Source organism: Mesorhizobium sp. M2E.F.Ca.ET.209.01.1.1 (assembly GCF_004010375.2).
In the GTDB taxonomy this organism is placed as follows: Bacteria; Pseudomonadota; Alphaproteobacteria; order Rhizobiales; family Rhizobiaceae; genus Mesorhizobium.
In genome coordinates, this window is sequence record NZ_SADP02000742.1 from 1 (window position 1) to 326 (window position 326).

Consider the following 326-nt stretch of genomic DNA (forward strand, 5'->3'; position numbering starts at 1 on the left):
AATTCCGGGCATGATCGAGATGTCGGGCTTGGTAAGCGACAGCTTGACCGTCATGTCATCGACCTTGGTGACCGCGCCTTCACGGAGCTTGCCGGTCTTGTCGTCAAACAGCGTGCCAAGACGGCCGGGCATGGAATTGCCTTCGGCGGCCTTTTCGCCCCAACGGTTGAAGTTGTGCAACACGTCGTCGGCGGTGAAGGCATCGCCGTTGTGCCAAGTCACGCCCTTGCGCACATGCAGCACATACTCGGTGGCATCGTCATTAACGTCCCAGCTCTCGAGCAGATAGGGACGGAACGTGTATTCGGTGGTGTATTTGACCAGCG

The 326-nt window shown here is 58.3% G+C and carries 1 protein-coding gene; it reads right to left on the reverse strand.

Annotation, left to right across the window (positions count from 1 at the left end):
• Window positions 1-326 (reverse strand): ABC transporter substrate-binding protein (locus tag EN852_RS37700; protein ID WP_246694550.1); only part of this gene is annotated, 326 nt, incomplete at both ends.